The sequence below is a fragment of the Kitasatospora sp. NPDC127060 genome (genome assembly GCF_042724935.1).
Taxonomy (GTDB): Bacteria; Actinomycetota; Actinomycetes; order Streptomycetales; family Streptomycetaceae; genus Kitasatospora.
Window position 1 is genome coordinate 31,910 of the sequence record NZ_JBHXEG010000050.1, and the last position, 25,139, is coordinate 57,048.

The 25,139-nt window shown below is 73.4% G+C and carries 20 protein-coding genes and 1 pseudogene; 15 read left to right on the top strand and 6 right to left on the bottom strand.

Features of this window, described 5'->3' with window-relative positions; all coding sequences use genetic code 11:
- Positions 1-18: 18 nt before the first annotated feature.
- Positions 19-1,845, bottom strand: coding sequence for a glutamine--fructose-6-phosphate transaminase (isomerizing) (gene glmS / locus ACFWIS_RS25225; RefSeq protein ID WP_380460980.1), 1,827 nt, complete (start codon positions 1,843-1,845; stop codon positions 19-21).
- A gap of 36 nt (positions 1,846-1,881) precedes the next feature.
- Complete coding sequence (locus tag ACFWIS_RS25230) at positions 1,882-2,157, bottom strand: hypothetical protein (RefSeq protein ID WP_380460982.1); 276 nt, start codon at positions 2,155-2,157, stop codon at positions 1,882-1,884.
- A gap of 196 nt (positions 2,158-2,353) precedes the next feature.
- Here ACFWIS_RS25230 and asnB point away from each other — a divergent pair, with 196 nt between their 5' ends.
- The 4 genes from asnB (at position 2,354) to ACFWIS_RS25250 (ending at position 7,641) form a co-directional block, all read left to right on the top strand.
- Entirely contained in the window at positions 2,354-4,204 is a 1,851-nt protein-coding gene (gene asnB / locus ACFWIS_RS25235) for an asparagine synthase (glutamine-hydrolyzing) (protein WP_380460983.1), read from the top strand.
- A 278-nt stretch (positions 4,205-4,482) separates the two neighbouring features.
- On the top strand, positions 4,483-5,598 hold the full coding sequence (locus tag ACFWIS_RS25240) for a hypothetical protein (RefSeq protein ID WP_380460985.1): 1,116 nt from the start codon (positions 4,483-4,485) through the stop codon (positions 5,596-5,598).
- A 115-nt stretch (positions 5,599-5,713) separates the two neighbouring features.
- The gene (locus tag ACFWIS_RS25245; RefSeq protein ID WP_380460987.1) at positions 5,714-7,138 is read left to right on the top strand and encodes a pyridoxal phosphate-dependent decarboxylase family protein; all 1,425 of its coding nucleotides are present in this window, start codon (positions 5,714-5,716) and stop codon (positions 7,136-7,138) included.
- Between the two features lie 77 nt (positions 7,139-7,215).
- Positions 7,216-7,641, top strand: coding sequence for a hypothetical protein (locus ACFWIS_RS25250; protein WP_380460989.1), 426 nt, complete (start codon positions 7,216-7,218; stop codon positions 7,639-7,641).
- 238 nt (positions 7,642-7,879) lie between these two features.
- On the opposite strand, the gene ACFWIS_RS25255 is transcribed toward ACFWIS_RS25250, so the two are convergent.
- On the bottom strand, positions 7,880-8,110 hold the full coding sequence (locus ACFWIS_RS25255) for a hypothetical protein (protein ID WP_380457092.1): 231 nt from the start codon (positions 8,108-8,110) through the stop codon (positions 7,880-7,882).
- A gap of 879 nt (positions 8,111-8,989) precedes the next feature.
- Here ACFWIS_RS25255 and ACFWIS_RS25260 point away from each other — a divergent pair.
- The 5 genes and pseudogenes from ACFWIS_RS25260 to ACFWIS_RS25280 form a co-directional block, all read left to right on the top strand.
- Positions 8,990-9,490 (top strand): annotated as a pseudogene (locus ACFWIS_RS25260) (GNAT family N-acetyltransferase); the annotation flags it as partial.
- 276 nt (positions 9,491-9,766) lie between these two features.
- Positions 9,767-11,029: a MurT ligase domain-containing protein gene (locus ACFWIS_RS25265; protein ID WP_380457094.1), complete on the top strand. Its 1,263-nt coding sequence runs from the start codon at positions 9,767-9,769 to the stop codon at positions 11,027-11,029.
- A gap of 46 nt (positions 11,030-11,075) precedes the next feature.
- Positions 11,076-11,804 (top strand): type 1 glutamine amidotransferase, encoded by a 729-nt coding sequence (locus ACFWIS_RS25270; RefSeq protein ID WP_380457096.1) that lies wholly within the window; start codon positions 11,076-11,078, stop codon positions 11,802-11,804.
- A gap of 353 nt (positions 11,805-12,157) precedes the next feature.
- Positions 12,158-13,183, top strand: coding sequence for a 6-phosphofructokinase (locus ACFWIS_RS25275; protein WP_380457097.1), 1,026 nt, complete (start codon positions 12,158-12,160; stop codon positions 13,181-13,183).
- A 126-nt stretch (positions 13,184-13,309) separates the two neighbouring features.
- On the top strand, positions 13,310-14,305 hold the full coding sequence (locus ACFWIS_RS25280) for a 2-hydroxyacid dehydrogenase (protein WP_380457099.1): 996 nt from the start codon (positions 13,310-13,312) through the stop codon (positions 14,303-14,305).
- A 56-nt stretch (positions 14,306-14,361) separates the two neighbouring features.
- On the opposite strand, the gene ACFWIS_RS25285 is transcribed toward ACFWIS_RS25280, so the two are convergent.
- From ACFWIS_RS25285 to ACFWIS_RS25295, 3 genes are all read right to left on the bottom strand, one after another.
- Positions 14,362-15,630 (bottom strand): MFS transporter, encoded by a 1,269-nt coding sequence (locus ACFWIS_RS25285; protein WP_380457101.1) that lies wholly within the window; start codon positions 15,628-15,630, stop codon positions 14,362-14,364.
- A 14-nt stretch (positions 15,631-15,644) separates the two neighbouring features.
- Positions 15,645-16,679, bottom strand: a complete 1,035-nt coding sequence (locus ACFWIS_RS25290) for a GNAT family N-acetyltransferase (RefSeq protein ID WP_380457102.1) — start codon at positions 16,677-16,679, stop codon at positions 15,645-15,647.
- Positions 16,680-16,797: 118 nt separating this feature from the next.
- A complete protein-coding gene (locus tag ACFWIS_RS25295) occupies positions 16,798-17,391 on the bottom strand; it encodes a class I SAM-dependent methyltransferase (protein WP_380457104.1) in 594 nt (197 codons plus the stop codon).
- Positions 17,392-17,685: 294 nt separating this feature from the next.
- On the opposite strand from ACFWIS_RS25295, the gene ACFWIS_RS25300 reads away from it, so the two are divergent.
- Genes ACFWIS_RS25300 through ACFWIS_RS25325 form a run of 6 tightly spaced genes read left to right on the top strand, consistent with a single transcriptional unit; the run spans position 17,686 to position 25,137 of the window.
- Complete coding sequence (locus ACFWIS_RS25300; RefSeq protein ID WP_380457106.1) at positions 17,686-17,952, top strand: phosphopantetheine-binding protein; 267 nt, start codon at positions 17,686-17,688, stop codon at positions 17,950-17,952.
- Positions 17,949-19,286, top strand: a complete 1,338-nt coding sequence (locus ACFWIS_RS25305) for an acetyl-CoA carboxylase biotin carboxylase subunit family protein (protein ID WP_380457108.1) — start codon at positions 17,949-17,951, stop codon at positions 19,284-19,286. The genes ACFWIS_RS25300 and ACFWIS_RS25305 overlap by 4 nt, the downstream gene beginning before the upstream one ends.
- Complete coding sequence (locus ACFWIS_RS25310; protein WP_380457110.1) at positions 19,283-21,571, top strand: condensation domain-containing protein; 2,289 nt, start codon at positions 19,283-19,285, stop codon at positions 21,569-21,571. Before ACFWIS_RS25305 ends, ACFWIS_RS25310 begins: the two co-directional genes overlap by 4 nt.
- Positions 21,568-23,244: a GH3 auxin-responsive promoter family protein gene (locus tag ACFWIS_RS25315; protein WP_380457112.1), complete on the top strand. Its 1,677-nt coding sequence runs from the start codon at positions 21,568-21,570 to the stop codon at positions 23,242-23,244. The genes ACFWIS_RS25310 and ACFWIS_RS25315 overlap by 4 nt, the downstream gene beginning before the upstream one ends.
- Positions 23,241-24,290 carry a phytanoyl-CoA dioxygenase family protein gene (locus tag ACFWIS_RS25320; protein ID WP_380457114.1) on the top strand — a complete coding sequence of 350 codons (1,050 nt, stop codon included), beginning with the start codon at positions 23,241-23,243 and terminating at the stop codon, positions 24,288-24,290. The genes ACFWIS_RS25315 and ACFWIS_RS25320 overlap by 4 nt, the downstream gene beginning before the upstream one ends.
- Positions 24,283-25,137 carry an alpha/beta hydrolase gene (locus tag ACFWIS_RS25325; protein ID WP_380457116.1) on the top strand — a complete coding sequence of 285 codons (855 nt, stop codon included), beginning with the start codon at positions 24,283-24,285 and terminating at the stop codon, positions 25,135-25,137. Before ACFWIS_RS25320 ends, ACFWIS_RS25325 begins: the two co-directional genes overlap by 8 nt.
- Positions 25,138-25,139 lie beyond the last annotated feature (2 nt).

Here is a 25,139-nt window from a genome sequence, read left to right on the forward strand (position 1 = left end):
ACCGTTCGCCGGTCGGTCCTACTCCACCGTGACGCTCTTCGCCAGGTTGCGCGGCTTGTCCACGTCCCGGCCGAGGGCGACCGCCGCGTGGTAGGCGAGCAGCTGGAGCGGGATGTTGAGGAGCAGCGGGTCCAGCTCGGGCTCGCTCTTCGGGACCAGGATGCAGTGGTCGACGAGCTTGTCCTCGGGCCGGCGGTGGGCGACGGCGATGACACGGCCGGAGCGGGCCTTGATCTCGCCGAGGGTGGTGAGGTTCTTGTCGAGCAGCTCGTCGTCCGGGACGAGGGCGACGGTGGGCAGCTCGGGACTGATCAGGGCCAGCGGGCCGTGCTTGAGCTCGCTCGCCGGGTAGGCCTCGGCGTGGACGTAGGAGATCTCCTTGAGCTTCTGCGCGCCCTCCCGGGCGACGGGGTAGCCCCGGACCCGGCCGATGAACATCATGCCGGTCGAGTCGGCGTACTCGGCCGCCAGCTTCGCGATGGACTCGCTCTGCTCCAGCACCTCGCGGATCTGGTCGGGCAGGGCCTGGAGGGCGGAGACGATCCGGCGGCCGTCGGCGGGCGAGAGGTCGTGGATGCGGCCGAAGTGCAGGGCGAGCAGGGCGAACGCGACCACGGTGGAGGTGAACGCCTTGGTGGAGGCGACGGAGACCTCGGGCCCGGCGTGGAGGTAGATGCCGCCGTCGCACTCGCGGGCGATGGCGCTGCCCACGGTGTTGACGACGCCGAGGACGCGACCGCCCTTGCGCTTGATCTCCTGAACGGCGGCGAGGGTGTCGTAGGTCTCGCCGGACTGGCTGACCGCGACGTACAGGGTGTCGGCCTCGATCACCGGGTTGCGGTAGCGGAACTCGGAGGCGGGCTCGCTGTGGGCGGGGATCCGGGCGAGTTCCTCGATCAGCTGCGCGCCCATCTCGCCCGCGTAGTAGGCGGATCCGCAGCCGAGGATCTTGACCCGGCGGATCTCGCGCAGTTCCCGGGCGTCCAGGTTGAGGCCGCCCAGGTGGGCGGTGCTGAAGCGCTCGTCGAGCCGGCCGCTGAGGGTGCGCTCGACGGAGCCGGGCTGCTCGTGGATCTCCTTGAGCAGGTAGTGCTCGTAGCCGCCGGTGTCGAAGGAGTCGATCTCCCAGTCGACGGTGGACGGCTGGCGGTGGGTGGTGCGGGCGTCCGCGGTGAAGGTGCGGAAGCCGTCGGCCCGGACGGTGGCGAGTTCGCCGTCCTCCAGGTGCACCACCTGGCGGGTGTAGCGGACGAGGGCGGAGACGTCGGAGGCGGCGAACATCTCCTTCTCGCCGATGCCGAGCACGATCGGGCTGCCGTTGCGGGCGACCACGATGCGGTCGGGCTGCTCGGAGTCCAGCACGGCGATGCCGTAGGTGCCGACGACCCGGCCGAGCGCGGCGCGGACGGCGTCCTCCAGCTCGACGCCCTCGGCGGCGTGGGCGGCGATCAGGTGGGAGAGCACCTCGGTGTCGGTCTCGGAGCGGAACACCGCGCCGTCGGCGGTCAGCTTGGCGCGCAGCTCGTCGGCGTTCTCGATGATGCCGTTGTGGACGACGGCGATGCGCTCGGCGTTGTCCAGGTGCGGGTGGGCGTTGGCGTCACTGGGCACGCCGTGGGTGGCCCAGCGGGTGTGGCCGATGCCGGTGCCGCCCTTGAAGCGGGCCGGTACGGCCGCCGCGAGGTCGGCGACCCGGCCCTTGACCTTGCGGAGCTTGAGCCCGCCGGTGCGTCCGGCGACGGCGACGCCGGCCGAGTCGTAGCCGCGGTACTCCAGCCGGGCGAGTCCCTCCAGCAGGAAGGGGGTCGCGTCCTTGGGGCCGATGTAGGCCACGATTCCGCACATGCGTGGACTCCTCCAGAGATAGGGGTTGGACCGGGCTCAGCCGTAGACGATCCGGCGCAGCTGACGGGCCGAGAGCTCCGGCGCCGCGACGCGGCGGGCGGGCAGCTCCTCGGCGAGCCGGGCGAAGATCCGTTCGTTGGTGAGGCCTCGTACCTGCAGCTCGCCGTGGCGGCGACGGACGTACTCCTCAGTGGTCTCGGAGAAGTACGCCAGCACCTCCGCCACGACCCGCGCCGCTTCCCGGGGCCCGAGCGGGCTGGTCCGGGCGAGGTGGGCGAGGAGGTCTTCGTGAGGGTGGGGTGAGCTCGGCACGACTGAGAACTCTAGGGCGTGTCGCTCGCCGAGGCCAAAGATCTTGCCCGAAATCGGGCAGGCTTTGCGACTTTCCGTCCAGGCGGCCAATCGGACGCCCTGTTGTCACCTTCCCGACGGACCCTTGATGCCGCGCCGATTCCGCCCTTAGCGTGATCTCCGGCACACACCCAGCCGAAGACCGGAGGGCTTGCTGATGTGCGGGATCACCGGATGGGTCGCCTACGACCGCGACCTGACCGCCGAACGGGCCGTCCTCGATGAGATGACGGCCACCCAGATCTGCCGCGGGCCCGACGCCGGGGGCGTCCACCTGGAGCCGCACGCCGCACTCGGCCACCGCCGCCTCGCGGTGATCGACGTCGAGGGCGGCGTCCAGCCGATGGCCGTCGAGCACGACGGCCGCACGCTGGCCGTGCTCAGCTACAGCGGCGAGGTCTACAACCACCGCGAGCTGCGCGCGGAGCTGGCGGCGGCCGGCCACCGCTTCCGCACCCGCAGCGACACCGAGGTCGTGCTGCACGCCTACCTGGAGTGGGGCGAGGGCCTGGCCGAGCGGCTGAACGGCATGTTCGCCTTCGCGATCTGGGACGCCCGGCGCGAGGAGCTGCTGCTGGTCCGCGACCGGATGGGCGTCAAGCCGCTGTACTACCACCCGACCCCGGACGGCGTGCTGTTCGGCTCCGAGATGAAGGCGCTGCTCGCCCACCCCTCGGTCCGCGCCGTGGTCGACCTGGACGGGCTGCGCGAGCTGCTCGCCCACACCCGCACCCCCGGCCTCACCCCGTACCGAAACATCCTGGAGGTCCGGCCCGGGCACCTGGTGCGGGTGCGCCGCGGCGGCCTCTCGGTGCGCCGCTACTGGGGCCTGGAGGCGCGCGAGCACGCCGACAGCCTGGAGTCGACCATCGCCACCGTCCGGGCGCTGCTGGACGACATCGTCCACCGCCAGCTGGACGCGGACGTGCCGCTCTGCTCGCTGCTCTCCGGCGGCCTGGACTCCAGCGCCGTCACCGCCCTCGCCGCCAGGACGCTGGCCGCCGCCGGCGCCGGCCCGGTGCGCTCCTTCGCGGTGGACTTCGCCGGGCGACCGCAGGACTTCCACGCCGACCCGGTCCGGCAGTCCCAGGACGGGCCGTTCGCCCGGCTGCTCGCCGACCACGTCGGCGCCGACCACAGCGTGATCGAGCTGGACCCGGCCGAACTCGCCGACCCGGCCCTGCGCTCCGCCACGGTGCGCGCCCGCGACCTGCCGAACGGCGTCGGCGACATGGACGTCTCGCTGCTGCTGCTCTTCCGGGACGTCCGCCGGCACTCCACCGTCGCGCTGTCCGGCGAGTCCGCGGACGAACTCTTCGGCGGCTACCGCTGGTTCCACGACCCCGCGGCCGTCGCCACCGACGACTTCCCCTGGGCCGCCAGCGTCGCCGCCATCGCCGGCACCGGCTCCGCCCCGCGCGAGCGGCTGCTCGACGCCGACCTGCTCCGCAAGCTCGACCTGGACGGCTACCGCCGGGCCCGCTACCGCGAGGCGCTCGCCGAGGTCCCGCACCTGGACTCGGCCGACCCGCTGGAGCGGCGGATGCGCGAGATCTCGTACCTCAACCTGACCCGCTTCGTCTGCATCCTGCTCGACCGGAAGGACCGGATGAGCATGGCCAGCGGACTGGAGGTGCGGGTGCCGTTCTGCGACCACCGGCTGGTCCAGTACGTCTTCAACACGCCGTGGGCGATGAAGGCCTTCGACGGACGGGAGAAGAGCCTGCTGCGCGCCGCCGTCCGGGACGTGCTGCCGGCCGCGGTCGCCGACCGGGTGAAGAGCCCGTACCCGGTGTCGATGGACCCGCTGTACCCGGCGCAACTGCGCGCCGAACTCGCCCGGCTCGCCGCCGAACGGAAGTCCCCGGCGCTCGACCTGCTCGACCCTCGGCGCCTCACCGACGCGCTCGCCCCGGACACCGACCCCCAGTCCGTCCGGCTGGCCGTCGACCTCGCACTGGACCTCGACGCCTGGCTGACGGAGTACCAGGTGACGCTGGAGCTCTGACGTCCCCTGCGCGGCGGCGGCCCGCACCGGCGGTCGTTGCGCCGTCCGGGTGAACACCGGGAACCGGAGCCCCCGGACGACGGTTGACCACCCCGCCCGGGTGGTCGGCCGTCGATCCCCCTTGATCATCGGGAACCGGCCCGCCCCACCGGGGCGTCCCGACGATGCGGTAGCGTCGCCGACACCTCCCGAATGGCGGGCGAAAACGCGGGTTCCCCGCCCCCGTGCCGTCAGGATGGGAGCGAACCGTTCACCTCGATCCGCCGGGGGATCCCGTCATGCAGCCGCGAGTCTTCGCGATTCTCACCGCCTTGCTCCTGGGGGTCCTGGGCCTCGGCTCGGTGGCCGTCACCGACTGGTCGCCCGCCACGGCCACCACGTCGCCCGCCCCCGCCACGGCCCCCGCGGCCCCCGGCGCCCAGGCGGTCGGGGCCGGCGCCGCGAGCGCCACCCCGACCGGCGATCCGGCGGTGTGGACCCGCTCGACGCTGCGCAACAAGATCATGGCCGAGATGGACGCCACCGACCCCGGCGTCGCCCTCGCCGACCTCGACAAGATCACCAAGGAGAAGCCGTACACCGTGCGCTTCTGCCACCCGATCGCGCACGAGCTCGGCCACGCGGCGGTCAAGCGCTTCAACGCCGACTTCCAGAAGGTCATCTCCTTCCCCCACGAGACCTGCGCGGCCGGCTACCTGCACGGCGCGGTCGAGGAGATGCTCAACGCCTCCACCCAGCCCGAGGTGGACCTGCTCAAGCTGTGCGCCCCCAAGAACAGCGGCCCCTGCATCCACGGCGTCGGCCACGGCACGATGTTCGTCGCCAAGCAGGACGTCGCCAAGGCGCGCGAACTGTGCAACAAGTTCACCACCGACCAGAACCGGATCCGCTGCTCCGAGGGCCTGTTCATGCAGCTCTTCGGCCCGGACGAGGAGGACGAGCAGGCCAAGGCCAACCTGCCCGCCGACAAGCTCGCCCAGGACCCGCTCTACCCGTGCAAGGACCAGCCCTCGCTGTTCCAGTCCGCCTGCTACTTCTACGCCCCGACCTTCTACCTGTCCTCGCACGACTACCCGAACCACCCCGAGGTCTACGCCGACGCCCTCAAGTGGTGCCTCAACGGCAAGGCCAACGGCGGGGCGGTGGACTGCAGCCGGGGCGTCGGCTCCCGGACCATGAAGTACAACCTGGACCGCGAGGACTGGGCCGCCCAGCAGTGCGCCACCGCCGCCGACGGCTGGCAGCGCAAGGCCTGCGCGGAGGGGCTGGTCAGCTACTACACCGTCAACTACACGGACGGCGGCGCGGCCGGGCGGCTGTGCGCGAAGATCACCAACAAGGAGATGCAGGGCTACTGCCGCTCCGCGGGCGGGCTGTCCGCCTCCCTGGACTGATCGTCCCCGTCCCACCCACCGGGCCCGCGCCATACGGCGCGGGCCCCTTCCGTACCATCTGCTGATCACGGTGCGCCGAGGACGCCGCGCCTCCCCCGGCCCCTGGAGCACTCCGTTGACCACCGAGAACTTCCGCAGCGCCGCCCACGCCACCGCCGACCTGGTCGCCGACTACCTCGCCGGACTGCCCGCCCGCCCGGTCTGGCAACCGATGGACGACGCCGCCCGGCGGGCCCTGCTCGACGCCCCGCTGCCCGCCGAGGGCCGCCCGCTCGCCGAGCTGCCGGCCGCCATCGGGCGGGACGTCCTCCCGTACCCCATGGGCAACGGCAACCCGCGCTTCTTCGGCTGGGTCAACTCCGCCCCCGCCCCCGCCGGGGTGCTCGCCACCCTCGCCGCCGCCGCGATGAACCCCAGCTCGGCCGGCGGCGACCACGCCGACGTCCACCTGGAACGCGCCGTCGTCCGCTGGATCGCCGAACTCGTCGGCTTCCCGCACCCGGCCGGCGGCGGACTGCTCACCTCCGGCACCTCGATGGCGACCATCGTCTGCCTCGCCGCCGCCCGCAACCGCGCCGCCCGCCGGGCCGGCCACGACGTCCGCGAGGACGGCCTGACCGGCCTGCCGCCGCTGGTCGGCTACGTCACCGGCGAGACCCACTCCTGCGTCCGCAAGGCCGCCGAACTCCTCGGCCTCGGCAGCCGGCACCTGCGCACCGTCGCCACCGGCCCCGACGGCCGCCTCGACCCCGCCGAGCTGCGGGCGGCCGTCGACCGCGACCGCGCCGCCGGACTGCTGCCCTTCCTGGTGGTCGCCTCGGCCGGCACCGTCGGCACCGGCGCGGTCGACGCCTTCGAGCCCATCGCCGACCTCTGCCAGGAGCAGGGCCTGTGGCTGCACGTGGACGGCGCGTACGGCGCCTTCGGCCGGCTCGACCCGGCCATCGCCCACCGCTACGCGGGCCTGGAGCGCGCCGACTCGCTCGCCCTCGACCCGCACAAGTGGCTCGGCGTCCCGGTCGACTGCGGCTGCGCCCTGGTCCGCGACACCGAGGAGCTCCGCGGCACCTTCAGCCTCGTCCCGTCCTACCTGCGCGACGAGGCCTCCGGGGAACTCGGCTGGTTCTCCGAGTACGGCACCGAGCAGACCCGCCCGTTCCGCGCCCTCAAGGTCTGGGCCACCATCGCCCACCGCGGCCGCACCGGCCTCGTCCAGGACATCGCCCGGTGCACCGCGCTCGCCCGCCGACTCGGCGAACTCGTCCAGGCCGACGAGGAGTTGGAGCTGCTGGCGGAGGTGCAGACCTCCATCGTGGCGTTCCGCCACCGGGCCACCGGACGGAGCGAAGCGGACCGCGACGCCCTCAACCGCGAGCTGCCGGTCGCCGTCCAGCGGCGCGGACGGGTCTTCGTCACCGGCGCCCGGCTCGGCAGCCACGAGATGCTCCGGGCCTGCCTGCTCAACCCCGCGACCACCGAGGACGACCTGCGGCTGCTCCTGGACGAGGTCAAGGCCGCGGCCCGCGAGCCACAGCCGTAACACAGCCGGTCGGACCTTAACGGACAGGTGACGGCGGGGTCGTGACCGGGAAACACCGGTCGGGCACGGTGGATGCCATGGAGTACTCGAAGCCTTCCTTCCACCGTGCCCGCCGCTGGCGCCGGGACACCGTCGAACTCGCCGCCGCCTTCCTCTCCGTCACCGCGGCCGACCTGATCGCGAAGGTCGTCCTCCACGGCTCCGACGGCCCGATCGTCCTCGCCGGCTCCGCCCTCGCGCTGCTCACCGCGGCCGTGCTGCACGCCTGGTGGTCCCCCCACGCCCCACCCCCGACCACCCTCTGGCGGGTCCGCACCACCACCCTCGCCCACACCGGCGCCACCCTCGCCGAGCACCGGATCACCGTGCTCTCCCTCCACCCCCACCCCGCCGCCGACGAACTCTTCCTCCGCACCCCCCACGCACTGACCCCCACCGCCCTCACCACCCTGCTCACCACCACCGGCCACACCCTCACGGACACCCCGACCCGCATCGCCTGACCAGCCCGGCCACCAGCGGCGGTGGCAACGGCAGCGGCAACGGCAACGGCAACGGCAACGGCAAGAACCGAACCGGCCGGCCAGTCCCCGGTCCCGACCTCGACGGCCGTGCGGATCTCCAGGGTCCGCCTGGCCAGGTCCTCCGGCGGGTCGCCCTCACCGGCGGCTCCGCAACGGGCAGCTACCGGAGTGGCGGCGGGCGCCTGACCGGGCGCCCGCCGCCTGCCGCGCGGCCGGCTCAGCCCTCGTCGGCCGGCTGCACCACGCACACCGCGTTGCCCAGCATGCTGCCGAAGCCGCCGAGCAAGGCGCCGGTGACGCTCTTGCAGGCGGCCGCCTCCTGCGGGGTCTTGGGGCCGTTGTTGCCGCTGCCGCCGTTGGCGGCGGCGGCCGACTGGGCGAGGGCGAGCGGCACCGCCAGCAGCAGGGCGCAACAGGCCGTGGCCAGTGCGGAGTTCTTCGAGAGCATGGTGAAGCCCCTTCGGATCGAGACGGGTTCGGCGGAAAGCCGAGCCATCCCTATCCGAAGGGGCTCCCGCGGTCACGGATCCTGGGCCATCCGTGAGCGTGTCCGCGTCAACGGCGGCCGCGCCGCGTCAGTCCGTCATCCGCGCCACCGCCCGGATGGCGGCGACCAGTTCGAGCACCCCGTGCTCCCTCAGCACCCCGTAGCCAGCCGCCGGCGGCCGGGGCGAGGATCTCCCACCGGGCGGCGTCGAAGCTGATCGGGGTCTTCTGCGGCACGGTGACCTCGGGGTCGAGGTGCCGGGCGGTGAGCATCCAGCACAGCCGGGAGACCACCGAGCGGTGCTCGATCCGGACGCCTTGGGGCAGCCGAAGGAGAGGTGGCCGCCGTCCCCCAGGACGGCCGGGGCGGTCGTGGCCGTGGCGGCTGTGGTGGCGGTCGTGGTCGTGGTGGTGGCGGTGGCCGTGGTGACGAGGTCGGTGGTGCGCACGGGAGAGAGCCTTCGGTGCGTGGACGCACGGACCCCGGCGGACCTGCTCACCAGGAGCACCGAGCATGGACTCCACCGTCGGCCGCCCGTCGTCCCGACCGCACGAGGCACCGGCCCGGACCTGTGCCGGGGCCGTCCCGGCGGGGCGCCCGCGCACCCCCGGGCATTCGTGCGTTCACGATCACGTAACCGGCCGGAAGCGAGGCGTCGGTAGCGTCGGCCCCATGACGGCATCCCGCACTCGCCTCGAACGGCTCTGGCACCGGCCCTTCCGCAGGTCGAACCGCAGGTGCGCGCCGCCCGAGGGCCAGGCCGCGCACCCCACCGGTCCGCGCCGCCACCCCCGCCCCCACCTGGCGGCGTACCCGGCCGCCGCGGACCAGGTGTCCCGGTTGTCCCTGCCGGACGGGACCGAGCTGCTGCTGCGCCCCGCCGACCCGGCCGACCGGGCGGCGGCGCTGGCGATGCACGGCCGCTGCTCCGCCGCGGCGCTGCGGCTGCGCTACCACGGGCCGGTCCGCGACGCCGATCGCTACCTGGAGCACCTGCTGGACCCCCGGCACGGCCGCAGCCTGGTGGTGACCGCCCCCGACGGCCGGGTCCTCGCCCTCGGGCACCTGATGTGGGACGGGGACGAGGCGGAGCTGGCCGTGCTGGTCGAGGACGCCTGGCAGCGGCGCGGGCTCGGCCTGGCCCTGCTCCGGCGGCTGACCGCGACGGCCCGCACGGCCGGGATCGGCACGGTGTACGCGGTGACCCAGGCCGCCAACACCGGGCTGATCGCCGCGATGCGCCGACTGGCGGCGCCGCTGGACTTCCGTGCCGAGGACGGCACCCTGGTGATCACCGCCACCCTGGCCGCCGCCACCCCCGCGCCCACCCCGGGGCATTGATCCGCTGATCGGCCGATCGGTTCTTCACCACATCCTCACCGGACGCCCCCGGGAACCCCGATCCGGGGCGGAGCGTCCTGCACGGAAGAGCGGCGCTCCGTACACCGCCCTCCTCGACGGACCGTCAGCACCCCCCGCAGCGGCGTCGCAGCTGGCCGCGTGGGGTCCGGATCGTCCGGTCGGGCGACGGAGTCGGTAGGCTGGCCCCGTCCCCGCCGCCCGACGGCCCGTTATCCGGCCACCGGGCGGTGCCGCAGCAAGGAGGAACCACTGAGCATGGCAGGCACCGAATCGGAGCCCACAGGCGCACGCGACGCCTCGCTGCCGGCCCGCGCCAAGATCGCGGTCACGGCCGGCAAGGTCGCCGCCGCCGTGTCCCGTAAGGCCGGTCGCGGAAGCGGCTCGGTGATCGGCGGCAAGGTCGCCCTCAGGCTCGACCCCGACCTGCTCGCCACCCTCGCCGACCACCTCGACGTCGTCCTGGTCAGTGCCACCAACGGCAAGACCACCACGACCCGGCTGATCGCCGAGGCGCTGCGCGCCGCCGGACCGGTGGTCTCCAACGCCCTGGGCGCCAACATGCCGGCCGGCATCACCTCCGCCCTGGCGGGCGGCACCGATGCCCGCTTCGGCGTGATCGAGGTCGACGAGAAGTACCTCGCCGGGGTCGCCCGCGACACCCACCCCAAGGCGATCGCCCTGCTCAACCTCTCCCGCGACCAGCTCGACCGCGCCGCCGAGACCCGCATGATGGCGGAGAAGTGGCGCGAGGGCCTCCAGGACACCGAGGCCGTGGTCATCGCCAACGCCGACGACCCGCTGGTGACCTGGGCCGCCTCCTCCTGCAAGAAGGTGGTCTGGGTGGCCGCCGGACAGGCCTGGAAGGAGGACGCCTGGTCCTGCCCCGCCTGCGGCGGCGTGATGCAGCGCCCCGGCGACGACTGGTTCTGCCAGGACTGCGGCTTCCGGCGCCCCAACCCGCACTGGGCGCTCCAGGGCACCCACGTGATCGACCCGCAGCGCGGCGCCTGGCCGATCCAGCTGCAGCTGCCCGGCCGGGCCAACCTGGCCAACGCCACCAGCTCCGCCGCCGTCGCCGCCGTGTTCGGCGTCTCCCCGCAGGTCGCCCTGGAGCGGATGCGCTCGGTGAGCGCGGTGGCCGGCCGCTACGACGTGGTCCAGTACCAGGGCCGGGACATCCGCCTGCTGCTCGCCAAGAACCCGGCCGGCTGGCTGGAGACCTTCTCGCTGATCGACGGCCCGCCGGCCCCGGTGATCCTCTCGGTCAACGCCCTCGACGCCGACGGCACCGACACCTCCTGGCTGTGGGACGTCGACTACGAGCGCCTCGCCGGGCACCCGATCTTCGTGATGGGCCAGCGCAAGCTGGACCTGGCCGTCCGCCTGGAGGTCGCCGGGCTGCAGTTCCACGTGGTGGACACCCTGGAGCAGGCCGTCCGGATGGCCCCGCCCGGCCGGATCGAGGCCATCGCCAACTACACCGCCTTCCAGCAGCTGCGGAAGGTCGTGGCCGGCTGATGCCGCGCCCGCACACCAGTCTTTTCGTGATGGAAGGCCTTCGAGGATGAGTGAGAGCAGCCTGCGCGTGGTCTGGGTCTACCCGGACCTGCTCAGCACCTACGGCGACCGCGGCAACGCCCTGGTCGTGGAGCGCCGGGCCCGCCAGCGCCATCTCAACGTGACCCGGATCGACGTCCGCTCCGACCAGGCGATCCCCACCAGCGGGGACATCTACCTGATCGGCGGCGGCGAGGACCGCCCGCAGCGGCTGGCCGCCGAGCGGCTGCGCGCCGACAGCGGCCTGGTGCGGGCCTCCGAGAACGGCGCGATCATCTTCGGCGTCTGCGCCGGCTTCCAGATCATGGGCCACGAGTTCGTCAACGACCTCGGCGAGCGCGAGCCCGGCCTGGGCCTTCTCGACGTCTGGACCACCCGCGGCGAGGGCGCCCGCTGCGTCGGCGACGTGCTCGCCGACGTGGACCCGCGGCTCGGCCTGCCGCAGCTGACCGGCTTCGAGAACCACCAGGGCGTCACCCACCTCGGCCAGGGCGTCCAGCCGTTCGCGACCGTCACCGCCGGCCGCGGCAACGGCACCGGCGACGGCACCGAGGGCGCCTGGCGGGACACCGTCTTCGGCACCTACCTGCACGGCCCGGTGCTGGCCCGCAACCCCGCCGTGGCCGACCTGCTGATCAAGCTGGCGCTGGACGTCAACGCCCTGCCGCCGGCCGACACCACCTGGTACGACGCGCTGCGCGCCGAGCGCATCGCCGCCACGACGCGCCCCTCGTAGTACTCACCGGTACGCCCCGCCCGGGTGCCCGCTATGCGGTCACCCGGCCCGCGGGCGGCCCCGGACGTACGACAATGGGGCTGCCTACTGCACACCCTCCTCGGCAGCAGGCCGCAATTCCGCGCGGGGGCGCCGACGGCGCCGCTCCCGCGTCGGCTCCTGCCCGGCCGGACCAGGGGCCGTATGCTCGACTTCGCGGCCGCTTTCGGACGTTCTGTCCGGATCGGCCGGTCCTTCACCCCGCGGCCACCTCCCCGCCATCCCGGTGCGGGAACGCCTCGTCACGGTGACGGCTCGTCGTCCCAGCCTGTAGTCCGGCCGTTCCTCGGTTCTGCTCGGGAGTTGCAAAGCTAATGCGTATCGGAGTGCTGACCAGCGGCGGTGACTGCCCCGGCCTGAACGCGGTGATCCGTTCCGTGGTCCACCGGGGGGTGGTCGACCACGGCGACGAGATCATCGGGTTCGAGGACGGTTGGCGCGGTTTCCTGGAAGGGCACCACCGCCCCCTGACCCTGGACTCGGTGAGCGGCATCCTGGCCCAGGGCGGCACCATCCTCGGGTCCTCCCGGGTGCAGCCGAGCCACCTGCGGGACGGCGTCGAACGGGCCAAGAAGTACTGCTCCGACCTCGGCCTGGACGCGGTGATCCCGATCGGCGGCGAGGGCACCCTCAAGGCCGCCAAGCTGATGAGCGACGCGGGCCTGCCGATCGTCGGTGTGCCGAAGACCATCGACAACGACATCGCCGCCACCGACGTGACCTTCGGCTTCGACACCGCCGTCTCGGTCGCCACCGAGGCCCTGGACCGGCTGAAGACCACCGCCGAGTCCCACCAGCGGGTCATGGTCGTCGAGGTCATGGGCCGGCACACCGGCTGGATCGCGCTGAACGCGGGCATGGCGGCCGGCGCGCACGCCATCGTCGTCCCGGAGCGCCCCTTCCACATCGAGAAGCTCACCGCCGTCGTCCGCGAACGCTTCGACCGGCAGAAGAAGTTCGCCATCGTGGTCTGCGCCGAGGGCGCCAAGCCCGAGCCCGGCACCATGCACTGGGAGGAGGGCACCAAGGACATCTACGGCCACGAGCGCTTCACCGGCATCGCCACCCAGCTCTCCCGCGAGCTGGAGCACCGCCTCGGCAAGGAGGCCCGCCCGGTGATCCTCGGCCACACCCAGCGCGGCGGCACCCCGACCGCCTACGACCGGGTGCTCGCCACCCGCTTCGGCTGGCACGCCGTCGAGGCCGTCCACAAGGGCGCCTTCGGGCACATCACCGCGCTGCAGGGCACCAACATCAACCTGGTGCCGCTGGCCGAGGCCGTCGCCGAGCTGAAGACCGTCCCGCAGGAGCGCTACCTGGAGGCCGAGACGGTCCTCTGACCGCCGCCCCCGAGCGCACCACGGGAGCCCCCGGCCGTCCGCCGGGGGCTCCCGTGCACCCGGCGGGCGTTCCGGCCACCGCCCGGTTAGCGTGGGCCGCAGGAGAGCGACCGGAAGGGACGGCCCATGGAGATCCTGGCGTACGGGGTGCAGGCCGACGAACGCCCGCTGCTGGAACAGGCCTTCGCGGGCCGGCACGGGCTGCGCTGCCTGGAGGTGTTCCTCGACCAGGACACCGCCCCGCTCGCCGCCGGCTACCCGGCCGTCAGCAGCAGCGTCAACGCCGTCCTCGACGCCGAGACCCTCACCGTCCTCGCCGCCGGCGGCACCAAGCTGATCGCCCAACGCTCCACCGGCTTCAACAACATCGACCTCGACGCCGCCGCCGAACTCGGCCTCACCATCGCCAGGGTCTCCCATTACAGCCCATACTCAGTAGCCGAACACGCTTGGGCCCTCGCCCTTGCCGTCAACCGCCGCCTCACCCGCGCCGCCAACCGCACCCGCGAGTTCGACTTCCGCCTCGAGGGCCTGCTCGGCCGCGACGTCCACGGCATGACCGTCGGCGTCATCGGCACCGGCAAGATCGGCGAGTGCTTCGCCCGCATCGCCGCCGGCTTCGGCACCACCCTGCTCGGCTGGGACATCACCCCCAACCCCGCCTGCGTCCAACTCGGCATGCACTACACCGAACTGCCCGAACTCCTCACCCGCGCCGACCTGGTGAGCCTCCACGTCCCGCTGCTGCCCGCCACCCACCACCTCATCGACACCGCCGCCCTCGCCCGGATGAAGCCCGACGCCATCCTCGTCAACTCCAGCCGCGGCGGCCTCGTCGACAGCGCCGCCCTGGTCGAAACCCTCCGTGCCGGCCGCCTCTCCGGCGTCGGCCTCGACGTCTACGAGGAGGAGACCGGCGTCTTCTTCACCGACCGCTCCATCCAGGGCATCACCGACGACACCCTCGCCCGCCTCGTCACCTTCCCCCAGGTCCTCGTCACCAGCCACCAGGCCTACTTCACCCGCACCGCCGTCGGCCAGATCATCGACGCCACCGCCCGCAACGTCGACGACTTCGAAGCCGGCCGCACCAACGAGAACACCCTGGTCCCCAAGGCCTGACCGAGCAGTGGGAGGCCTGGCCGCCGGGCGTGGTGCGCAAGGCGGGCGGCCGGGGGTCAGGCTTGCTGGGGGGCTCGGTCGGTGTCGGCCTCGTCGCCGGTCGTCTTCGGGAGGGTGCCGTCGCCCATCCGGCGGACGTCGGGTGCGAGCACGAGGAGGCCGCGGACGACGAGGTTGGCCACCGCGGCGGTGACCAGGACGGCGGTCGGGCCGACGACCGGGACGAGCAGGCCGGTGACCGCCATGCCCAGGGGGTTGAGCGCGAGGGAGCCGATCCAGTCGTAGGAGCTGACCCGGGACATCACCTCGGCGGGGACTTCGCGCTGCAGGGTGCTGTGCCAGAGGGCGTCGCTCATGGTCACGCCGGCCGCGCCCAGCAGGGCGACGGCCGCGACCGGTCCCACCCCGGTGGCCATGGTGAGGGCCAGCAGGAAGAGGGAGTCCAGACCGACGAGGAGGTTGGAGGCGAGCAGGGGGCGGGCGGGGCGCCACCAGAACAGCAGCAGGCTGCCGAGCAGGGCACCGATCCCCTGGGCGGCGACGACCAGGCCCCAGGCGGTCGCGCCCATGCCGTCCTCGCCGACGGCCAGGACCGGGCCGACGACGTAGACGGCCGGGCGGACGACGCCCTGGTAGAAGCCGAAGCTGCTCACCATGGACCAGACCCAGTTGCGTCCGGCGAACTCCCGCCACCCCGCGACCAGGGACTCGCGCAGGCTCTCCTTCGCCGCGGCGACCGGCGGCCTGAGCGGGAGGCGGGCCAGCAGGGCGGCGCTGACCAGGAAGAACACGGCGTCGCCGAGCACGATGTAGCCCGGGTTCCAGAGCAGGAGCAGGCTGCCGGCGGCCGCCGGTCCGCAGATGGCGGTGACGCTGCGGCTCAGGGTGATCAGCACGTTCGCGTCGTGGATGCGGTCGACCGGTACGAGGTCAGGGACGACGCCGGTGTTGGCCGGGGTGAAGAAGGCGCGCGCCGTGCCCCAGACGGCCTGGAGGGCCATCAGGAGGACCAGGTCCGGGTGGCCGAGGACCAGCAGGAGGGCCGTGCAGGCCTGGCTGCCGGCCATGACGAGATTGGTCGCGATCATGACCGTCCTGCGTGCGCGGTCCCCGACCGCTCCGCCCACCAGCAGGAACAGCACCTGCGGAGCGGTCTGCGCGGCGAGCACCAGGCCGAGGGAGGACGCCGAGCCGGTGGCGTGCAGCACGGCGAAGGCCAGGGCCACCGGCGCCATGGTGGCGCCGAACATGTTCAGCGCTCGGGAGAGCAGGTAGAACGGGAACCCGGGGACGTCGAACATCGCCTTGCGGCGCAGGGTCTGCATGATTTCCGTTCCGCTCAGGCGGGGCTGACGGCCCAGGCCGTGCCGATGACGGCACCCCGGAGCTGTTTGACGGCGCTGGAGCCCAGGCCGAGGTCGATGCTGCGGAAGCCGTGCTGGAGGGCGTAGCGGACCGGGCCGTGGATCATGGCCTGGAGGTAGCTGTGGTCGCGGCCGGGCATCTCGTCGACCAGCCCGATCTCGTAACTCTCCAGGACGGTGCCCTGCCTGGCGAAGAAGGACGCGACGAGCAACTCCCCGTCGGTGCTGCGGACGGTCGACGCCCGGCAGGCTTCCGGACCCAGAGTCCGGACCCACTGCCGCAGCCGGTACTCGCACAGTCGCGGGTGGTCGGGCACCCCGTACTTGCGTTTGACGGCGCAGACCAGCGGGGCGGCCTCGGCGATGACGTCCTCGGCGGGGACGCAGTCCGTGCGGTGGCCCAGTGCGGAGAACTTCCGGCGGTCGCGACGGCAGGAGGCGCGCTGACTGGAGGTCAGCGCAGCGGTGTGCTCCTCCTCGTCGCCACCGGTGACGGGCAGTTCGGCGGTAGTGTCGAGCGGGCGCACGGTGGCCCGGCCGGCCAGGCCCGAGGCGAAGGAGTCGACCTCGGGGTCGCGGACGTACAGGGCGACCGGGTAGTTCCCCGCCGCCTCCGCCCGGCCGAAGGCCTCGGCCACCAGGGCGGACCGCACCTCGGCCGCCTCGGCCGGGGGCAGTTGACGGGAGGTGAGGACCCCGGCGGCGAGCTCGCCGCTGCTGCCGACGAACACCCATCGCCGGGGGTCGTCGGGGAGGACGCCGCCGAGCAGGTCGGCCCGCTCGCCGAGGTCGTGGGGTCCGTTGGCCGACTGCGGACTGCGCGGGCTCCGACTGCTCAGCACGCCGAGGACGCGGCCCTGCGACCTCGCCACCGTCCATCCGGTGGCCCACCGGGCGTCGTCCGCGGCGGCGAGCAGCCGGCCGGGTGCGAGCGCCGGTGCGCCGAACTGCCATTCACCGTGCCGAAGTTCGTCGGGCACCTCACTGAGGGTCTCGATGATCAGCTGCATGGAGCGGAGGCTACCAACTGTCATGCGCACCGCACCACCGTCCATCTCGCCATGCAAGACGCCACGGTGACGTGGTCCGCAGGGGGGGCGTACGGGCCCGCCTCCTGCGGTCCGTGCCTCAGACCCAGGCCCCCAGGACCGCGAACCGGTACCGCTTGTAGAAGCAGTCCGCCTCCCGGAACCCCGCTTCCGCCAGCCACTCCAGATGGGTGCGGACCGGCACCGACCGGTCGTACGCCATGCGTTCCCTGGCTTCGGCCAGTTCCCGGGCGCTCGCGTTCCGGCGGGCCACGTCGCGCGACCACATCTCGTCGTAGAGGGCGTCGAGGCGGGCGGTGGGACCGGCGACCTGCTCGGCGTGGACGAAGACGCCGCCGGCGGCCAGCACCTCGCGGATGCGCGGGTACAGGGCGCGCTGGTCCTCGTGCGGCAGGTGGTGGATGGCGAGGGCGGAGACCACGATGTCGAACGGGCCGTCCGGGAGGGGCGCCCGCATGTCCGCCTCGATGACCTCGTGACGGACGGCGTACAGCGCGAGTTCACGGCGGGCGATCGCGAGCATTCCGGGCGAGGAGTCCAGGAGCGTGTAGGAGGCGTCGGGGAGGAGGGAGGCGAGTTCGGCGGTCATCAGGCCGGTGCCGGCGCCCAGGTCGAGGATGCGCACGGCGGAGTCCCCGCCGGAGTCCCGGGCGGCTTCGACGGCGATGTCCACGGCGGCCTCGTAAAAGGGCGTCAGATCCGGTACGAGCCTGGCCCTGGCGCGGTCGAATGTCTCAGCGCCTGCGTCGAACAGGAGGGATGCGTCGAGCACGGAGGGTTCACCCGTCGTTCGAGGAGGGGGCGCTCATCCTACAGATGCGAACGGTTCTACTGGGGCACGCAGTTGTCGCTCTCTCATTATCTGAAATGACTGTTGCGCTATGCGGACAAGGTCTCTAGGTTGACGAAAGATCATCAAAAACCAGCCGCTCACCCGTGGGATGAGCGTCTTTCCTGAGGAGCACTCATGACGTCCGAGCAGTCGACCGATTCCGTCGTCCGCGCCCTCTGGTGCGCTGTCCTCGGGGTCGAGGAGGCGCTACCGGAGGACGGGTTCTTCGAACTGGGCGGACACTCGCTGCTGGCCATCGAGCTGCTCCAGCAGGTCGAGACCGACCTGGACGTGGAGATCCCGGCCGACGTCCTGTTCCTGGACGGGACGCTGGCCGCACTGCTGGACGCGGCGCGGAAGGCGACGGCGGAGAAGGCGGCACAGAAGGCGACGGCGCAGTGAAACCCCGGGTAGGGGTGCTGTTCTCGCCCCGGGGCGCCGCCTCCGCCCGCGACGTGCTCGTCGCGGCGGCCGGCGACATCGAGATCGTTCCGCTCCTGCGGTCCGGTGCCGGCCAACGGCAGCCCGCCCTCCCCCTCCTGATCAACCGGTTGTTCGGTGCGCCCCTGGAGATCGACGAGGAGCGCCTGACGGACCCGGGCCCGCCGCTGGCCGGGGTGGTGACCTTCGCCGACGCGGAGCTCGAACTGGCCGCGGCGCTCGGCGCCCACCTGGGCGTACGGCACCGGGACGCGACCCCGGCGGACAAGTACCGGCAGCGCACGGTCGTCGGCGGGGCCGGCTTCTCCCGCATCGCCGCACTCCCCGTGGACAGCGCGCAGGACCTGGCGGAGGCGGCCCGCCTCCTCGGGTACCCGTTCGTCGTCAAGCCGCGGCGCGGTGCCGGCGGCACCGACGTCACGATCGTCCGGGACCCCGCACAGGCCGCCGCACTCACGGAATCCTGGCGCTGGACGAGCGGCACCCTCTACGCCGAACAGTTCATCCCGACGGCCGACCGCCCGCCGGGAGCCTGGCGGGCCGACTACGTCTCGGTGGAGGTGCAGAGCATCGGCGGCAGCCACGACGTGATCACCGTCTTCGACAAGTTCCCCGTCCACGAGCGGAGTTCGCAGACCCGGCAGGGCGGCCGGATGGCCACGACCGGCGACATCCTCCCCAGCGGACTGCCGCTGCGCCTGCGCGCCGAGGTCGAGGAACTCGTCCTCGGCGCACACCGGGCACTGGCCATGGACGACGGCATCACCCACACCGAGGTCAAACTCGGCGCCGACGGCCCGGAGATCATCGAGATCAACTGCCGGGTGGGCGGGCACCTGAGCCGGGTGCTCAACCGCCGCTCCGGCTTCGACCTGGTGCGCCAAGCCCTGCTGATCACCGCCGGACTGCCGCCCCAGCCGCTGCCCGACAACACGGGCGAGCGCCATGTCGCCGGCCTGTTCGTGCCGTTCGCCGACACCGACGGCCCGGTCCGCTCGCAGGTCTCCCCCCGCGCGCTGCGCACCCCGGGGGTCGCGGCCGTCGACGAGGTCGCCCGCGCGGGCGCCGCGCGGACCGACACCGACGCGATCGCCTGCAACGTCGTCCTCGACTGCCCGCAGGAGGACGACCTGCGGCACGCCACCGCAGGGTTCCTGGCCCGCGTCGGCGAACTCTTCGCCGAGGACGGCGTCGGCCATCGCGACTGGACCGCCGAGATGAGCGCGCGGCTCGACGCCGGACCATCCGCGGCCCCCGCGCCGCGCCCCACGCCCTCACCTGGCAGGAGCCTATGAACGCCCAGGCACAACAGCACGCCATGCAGACCGTCCTGCTCGAGTCGCTGACCCGCAAGGCCGGCGGCGACCCGGCGGGCCTGAGCACCGCGCGCTCGTGGGCGCAGAACGGCGGCAGCTCGCTGGACGCCTACGCCGCGATCATGCGCATCGAGGAGGAACTCGGCCTGGTCGTGCCCGTGGCCCGACTGCTCGGCCCGAAGCCCCTGGACGAGCTCATCCGGCAGGCCGCCGCCCCCGCCGCCCCGGCGCCGGCGGGGGTGCCGTCCGAGGGTGCCGTGGCCGCGACGGCCTCGCAGCGGCGCCACTGGCGCCACGCCCAGGGCGAGGGTTCGGCCGCCTTCCTGAACATGGGCCGCGCCCTGCGCTGCGCCCGCGACTTCGACGCGGACCGCGCCGAGGCCGCCTTCCGGGCCCTCGTCGCACGCCACGAGTCCCTCCGCAACCGTTACGTCCCCACCGCCGACGCGCTCCTCCTGGAGGAGGTCGCGGACTGGCCGGAGCGGGTCGCGTTCGTCCGCCACCCCGAGGCGGTGGACGCCGAGGCCGCAACGGCCCTGGTCCGCACCGCACTCGAACCCGCCTTCCGCCTGGCGGAGGAACCGCCGGTCCGCGGCGGCTGCGTCCCGCTGAGCGACGGCGGCGCCGTCCTGTACCTCGGTGTCCACCACATCGCGGCCGACGGCTGGACCACCGACCTGCTCGTCGGCGACTTCCTCGCCCTCTACGCGGACGCCGGCCACGAGCTCGCCCCGGCGACCCCGTTCAGCCGGTACGCGGCCGCCCTGGAGGCCGCGGCCCGCTCCGGGGTCTACGCCGACGACATCGCCTACTGGCAGGAGAAGTTCGCCCGGCTCTCGCCCGACTTCACCATCGCCCGGCGCAGCGGCGCCGCCGGCGGCCAGCGGGCCGGCACCTCCCGCCTGCTCTGGGACGGCCCCGGCGAGGCGACCGCCCTGCGCGAGCGGGCCCGTGCGCTGGGCGTCACCACGTACAGCCTGCTGCTGTCCGCCCTCCTGACCGCCGCCCAGGTGCTGTCCGGCGAGGACGAGGTCGTGGTGATGAGCGGCGTCGCCAACCGCAACCGCGCCGAGCACCGCAACACCGCGGGCCTCTTCACCAACCAGATCTTCTTCGTCGGCGACTTCCGCGCCCCGGGCTCCGTCGACGACTACGTGCGGCAGGTCCACGACGACGTGGTCGAGAGCCTGGCCCGCTCCCAGCTGCCCGTCGAGGTCGTCCTCGACCGGATGGGCGCCTACGACGCGGCCCGCACCCTCGCCCCGTACGCCAACATCCTCTTCCAGGCCGCCGAGGCACCGATCGACCCGCCGGGGCTGCGTGACGGCACCTGGCGGCCCCACCCGCTGGGCAGCGGCTCCATCAAGCGGCACTGCAACATCCACCTGGAGGACGACGGCGCCGACGGCCTCGCCCTCGAACTGGACTACAGCCTCGCGCTGGTGGGCGCGCACGACGCGGCCCGGCTGCTGCGCGCCCTGCGGGCCGCCACCGACCGCGTCGTCCACGGCGGCGACGGCCCGGTGACGGAGCTGCTGGCCGTCGCCCGGGAGGCGGCCGGGGACCCCGCGCCCACCCTGACCGTCTTCTCCGTGGACTACCCCGGTGCCCGGGCCGAACCGGCGCTGGCGTCCGTCGTCCGCGACAGCCTCCCCGGCGCCGACCTGGTGGAACTCCCGGTTCCGCAGAGCCTGGACGCCGAGGAGATCGAGGAGTGCCGGCGCCGGGGCCACGCCCTGGTGGCGCGCGACACCACCGGCCCGACGGCCGTCCTCGGCTACTGCTCGGCCGCCGCCTGGGCCCGGCACCTCGTCGCCACCCTGGACGGGGACGCCGCGCCGGCCCTGCTGACGCTGAACGGCAACGATCCGACCGAGGCCGACTGGTACGAGGAGTTCGCCCACCTCATCGGGCGGTTCGACGCCGACGCCGACCTCACCGAGGTGGCGCCCGAGCGCATCGCCCTGCCCCGCGACGGGGACCTGCGCAGTCGCTGCGCGGCCGCGCGGGACACCCTCGCCGTCATGCGCCGGCTCCTGGCGGGCGCGGTGGAACGGCGGTTCGGCGCCCCGCTCGGCCGGGTGGCCCGGGAGACCCTGGACGTCCAGGTCAAGTGGCTGACCTACCTGGGGAGCTGCGTCGTCGTCGGAGCCGGGACGGCCCGCCCGGCGGAGCGCGCCCTGCCGGACGTGCGACTGGACCAGAGCGGCCGGACGTCGGCGTGGCTTCACGCCGAACTCGATCCCGACGGATCCCTGCGATGAGCGAGGACGCCTTCGTCCAGCGCATGCTGGCGGCCCATCAACTCCAGCGCCGGTACTGCCGGGAACCGCACCCGGTGAGCCGTCGGGTGTTCGCCGACATCCTGGGGCAGGCCCGGGACACGGCCTTCGGGCGCGACCACCGGCTCGGCCGGGTGCGCACCACCGCCGACTTCGCGTCGGCCGTCCCGATCGGCGGTTACGAGTCCTTCCGGGGCTACGTGGAGCGCATCAGGGCGGGCGAGCAGAAGGTGCTCACCGAGAGCCGCCCGTACGCCCTGCACACCACGTCCGGTACCACGGGCAACCCGAAGTACATCCCGACCACCCGCCACTGGCGCAACCGGTACCGGGGGCCGGCCCTGTACGCCCAGTGGGGCCTGTACTTCCAGCGCCTGGGCCTGGAGCACTACCGCCCCGGCAACGTCCTGGACATGTCGTGGGAGCGGTCGGTCATCGACCACCTGCCGGGCCCGGACGGCACGGTGCCCGTCTACAGCATCACCAAGCGGCCGTCCGCCGTGGGCCCCCGCGACTGGAACCCGCCGTGGTACGGGGAGCCCTGGTTCCTCGACGACGCCGGCCGGTTATCGCTCTACGCCAAGCTGCGGCTGCTGGCCGGCTCCGACGTCCGCATGGTCGTGGCGGTCAACCCGTCCCGGATCACGGCCCTCGGCGAACTCCTCAACGAGGAGCTGGAGACGCTCCTCAAGGACCTCCACGACGGCACGCTGCGCGGCGCGACCTTCCCCGGCCTGGCCCCCGCCCGGGAGACCGCGTACCGCCTGGAGGCCGCGCACTCCTTCGGCGGACGGGTCACCCTGGTCGACCTGTGGCCCCGGCTCTCGCTCCAGGTGTGCTGGAACTCGGCCTCCGCCCGCTACTACCGGGGCTGGCTCGACCGCCTCGCCCCCGGCGTCCCGCTCATCCCGTTCAGCACCACGGGCACCGAGGGCATCGTCACGATGCCGGTGGACACCCACTCCTCCGCCGGTCCGCTCGCCGTCGACCAGGGCCTGTTCGAGTTCGTGCCCTGCGAGCCGGCGGACCCGGGGGAGCCGCTCCCTCCCGACGCGGCCACGATCGGCCCCGACGACCTGGTCAACGGCGGCACCTACCGGCTGGTCATGAGCCAGGCCAACGGCCTGTACCGGTACGACTCCGGCGACATCTACCGGGTGGTGGGGCGGGTGGGCGGCCTGCCCCGGCTGGAGTTCGAGGGCCGCGGCGGATCCGTCAGTTCGTTCACCGGGGAGAAGCTGACCGAGTCCGACGTGCACGCGGCGATCCGGGCCGCCGTCGGGAGCGCCTCCGTGCCCAGCGTCTACTGCCTGGTGCCGTCCTGGGCCCGGCCGCCGGGCTACACCCTGGTCATGGAGTGGCCGGACGGGCCGGGGCCGGCGAGCGAGGCGTTCTGCGACCGCGTGGATGCCACGCTCCGCCGGGTCAACTCCGAGTACGACGAGAAGCGCGGCTCCGACCGGCTCGCCCCGGTCAGCGGCCGCACCGTTCCGCCAGGCACGTTCCGCGCGCTCGCCGAGCGCCACGTCGCCCGGGGTGCGTCCGCGGCCCAGGTCAAGCACCGCTGGCTGCACACCGACGACACCTTCCTGGCCGCCCTCCCCGCGCGCCCGACCGACGCGCGACCCACCGACCGAGCAGAGGACCGCACATGACCGATCTGGACACCCTCGCCGCCGACTTCCACCGCGACGGCTACGCCGTCGTCCCGGGCGTGCTCGACGAGGCCGACTTCACCGAGGTCCGGCAGGAGTACGCGCGCCTGCTGGACGAACGCGCCGAGCAGTGGCGCCGCTCGGGCGCCCTCACCGGCGGCGAGGAGCTCGTGGGCCGGCCCTTCGACGAGCACCTGGTGGCCCTCGCCGCGCTCCCCGGTTTCGACACCGCGCTGCTGAGCGAGCTCGACATCACCCTGCCGCACATGCCGTTCACCTCGCTCCAGCCGGGCAGCCGGGTGCACACCGGGCCGGGCGTCCTCGGACTGCTCCGCAACGCCCGGGTCCTCGACGTCGTGGGGCGGCTGGTCGGCGAGGAGATATCGGCGAGCCCCAACCAGCACGTGCGGCTCAAGCTGCCCGCCACGAAGACCCCGGGCGGGTTCGGCGCCCGACGCGGCGAGACCATGCACGCGCCCACCATGTGGCACCAGGACGCGATGACCCAGATCCCGCAGTCCGACGACACCACCCTGGTGACCTGCTGGATCCCGCTGATGGACGTCCCCGCGGAACTCGGCTGCCTGCTGGTGGTGCCCGGCCGGCACCGCGAGGAGAACCTGCTGCCCTGGCCGATGGGCCCCGACGTCGTCCGGGAGCTGGAAGCCGCCGCCGTGCCGCTGCCCGTCAGGAAGGGCGATCTCGTCCTGCTGCACAAGCGCACGCCGCACGGCTCCACCGTCAACCGCTCCGAACGCCTGCGCTGGAGCTTCGACTTCCGCTTCTACCCCTCGCACGAGCCCTCGGACCGGCCGTGGTTCCCGTCCGTGGTGACCCGCAGCGCCGCCGACCCCGCCCTGGCCACCACGGACGCCGGGCACTGGCGCGAGCGGTGGGACCAGGCCCGGGACATGTTCGTCGCCTCGGGCCAGATGGTCCCCGGCCGCCGGGAGTTCTCCCAGCTCGTCGCCGAGTCGCTGATCACCCGGTGGGAGAGCGGCGACGTCCCCCACCTGGCCCCGGCCGGAACCGCCGCCGATGCCTGAGCCGACCACCCGCCCGGACCCGGTCGTCAGCCGGGTGCCGGCCGGCGGGGAGACCCTCGCCCTGCACACCTGGGACGACGGTCGGCCCGGTCTCGCCGACCTGTTCTACGTCCACGGCCTGCAGAGCCACGCGGGCTGGCTCTTCGAGACCGGTCCCGCCCTGCTGGAGCGGGGTGTCCGGCTGACGGCGCTCGACCGCCGGGGGTCCGGCGCCAGCACCGGCCCGCGCGGCCACCTGCCGGACGCCCGCACCGTGCTCGACGACTACGGCACCGTCCTGGCCGGCCTCGCCGCCGAGGCCCCGGGCCCGGTCACCGTGCTGGGCCAGAGCTTCGGCGGCAGCCTGGTCGCCGCCATGGTCGCCTCCGGCCGGATCCCGCGCGGCTCGGGCGTCGTGCTGTGCGCCCCGGCCCTGGGGCAGCAGCGCGCCCGCCTCGACGAGGCCGCCCGCCGCCGCGTGCTGAGCCGGACCGGCCCGGACGCCTCGGTCGTGCAGCTGGAGGACGAGCAGTACACCACCGTGCCCGAGTACCTCGCGTGGATGGCCAACGACGGCCTGATGGTCCGGTCGGTGACGGACTCCTTCCGCGCCGCCATGGTCGAGACGGAGGACCTGTACGCGGACGCGGGCCCCGCTCCCTGGGCGGACCGCGAGGTCTGGGTGGCCTGCCCCGACCAGGACTCGATCATCGACCTCCGGGCCTCCGAGGCGATGCTCGCCGACCTCGCGCCGCAGGCCGTGGCACGGCACTTCCCGGTCGCCTCCCACTACCTCGAGTTCACCGACGTCCGGGAGCAGTACTGGGACTGGCTGGCCGCGGTGGTCCGGAACGGGGCCCAGCGGTGATC

Bases quoted from the DNA above. Each gene is read 5' to 3' on its own strand.
- glmS (WP_380460980.1), bottom strand. From the start codon at position 1,845: ATGTGCGGAATCGTGGCCTACATCGGCCCCAAGGACGCGACCCCCTTC.
- asnB (WP_380460983.1), top strand. From the start codon at position 2,354: ATGTGCGGGATCACCGGATGGGTCGCCTACGACCGCGACCTGACCGCC.
- ACFWIS_RS25240 (WP_380460985.1), top strand. From the start codon at position 4,483: ATGCAGCCGCGAGTCTTCGCGATTCTCACCGCCTTGCTCCTGGGGGTC.
- ACFWIS_RS25250 (WP_380460989.1), top strand. From the start codon at position 7,216: ATGGAGTACTCGAAGCCTTCCTTCCACCGTGCCCGCCGCTGGCGCCGG.
- ACFWIS_RS25255 (WP_380457092.1), bottom strand. From the start codon at position 8,110: ATGCTCTCGAAGAACTCCGCACTGGCCACGGCCTGTTGCGCCCTGCTG.
- ACFWIS_RS25265 (WP_380457094.1), top strand. From the start codon at position 9,767: ATGGCAGGCACCGAATCGGAGCCCACAGGCGCACGCGACGCCTCGCTG.
- ACFWIS_RS25270 (WP_380457096.1), top strand. From the start codon at position 11,076: ATGAGTGAGAGCAGCCTGCGCGTGGTCTGGGTCTACCCGGACCTGCTC.
- ACFWIS_RS25275 (WP_380457097.1), top strand. From the start codon at position 12,158: ATGCGTATCGGAGTGCTGACCAGCGGCGGTGACTGCCCCGGCCTGAAC.
- ACFWIS_RS25280 (WP_380457099.1), top strand. From the start codon at position 13,310: ATGGAGATCCTGGCGTACGGGGTGCAGGCCGACGAACGCCCGCTGCTG.
- ACFWIS_RS25285 (WP_380457101.1), bottom strand. From the start codon at position 15,630: ATGCAGACCCTGCGCCGCAAGGCGATGTTCGACGTCCCCGGGTTCCCG.
- ACFWIS_RS25290 (WP_380457102.1), bottom strand. From the start codon at position 16,679: ATGCAGCTGATCATCGAGACCCTCAGTGAGGTGCCCGACGAACTTCGG.
- ACFWIS_RS25300 (WP_380457106.1), top strand. From the start codon at position 17,686: ATGACGTCCGAGCAGTCGACCGATTCCGTCGTCCGCGCCCTCTGGTGC.
- ACFWIS_RS25310 (WP_380457110.1), top strand. From the start codon at position 19,283: ATGAACGCCCAGGCACAACAGCACGCCATGCAGACCGTCCTGCTCGAG.
- ACFWIS_RS25315 (WP_380457112.1), top strand. From the start codon at position 21,568: ATGAGCGAGGACGCCTTCGTCCAGCGCATGCTGGCGGCCCATCAACTC.
- ACFWIS_RS25320 (WP_380457114.1), top strand. From the start codon at position 23,241: ATGACCGATCTGGACACCCTCGCCGCCGACTTCCACCGCGACGGCTAC.
- ACFWIS_RS25325 (WP_380457116.1), top strand. From the start codon at position 24,283: ATGCCTGAGCCGACCACCCGCCCGGACCCGGTCGTCAGCCGGGTGCCG.